General features: G+C 63.5%; 1 protein-coding gene. It reads left to right on the top strand.

The window, feature by feature from the left end; all coding sequences use genetic code 11:
- On the top strand, positions 1–233 hold a 233-nt coding region (locus Q4548_RS17075; protein ID WP_303457301.1), incomplete at both ends, for a phosphotransferase.

The following is a 233-nucleotide window of genomic DNA, read 5'->3' as shown; positions in this document are numbered from 1 at the left end:
ACCTGATCGAATGGCTGCCCAAGCACGTGCCGCAGGAAGCCGAGGAAATCACCAGCATCGTTCACGGCGACTACCGGCTCGACAACCTGATCTTCCACCCGACCGAGCCGCGTGTGCTGGCCATCCTCGATTGGGAACTCTCGACGCTGGGCCACCCGCTGGCCGATTTCAGCTACCACTGCATGAGCTGGCACATCGAGCCGGGTCAGTTCCGCGGCGTGGCAGGTCTGGAC

It is taken from the genome of Wenyingzhuangia sp. 2_MG-2023 (assembly GCF_030548295.1).
Lineage (GTDB): Bacteria > Bacteroidota > Bacteroidia > Flavobacteriales > Flavobacteriaceae > Wenyingzhuangia.
The sequence above is the reverse complement of the archived record's forward strand: the minus strand, read 5'-3'. Positions and strand labels throughout refer to the sequence as shown.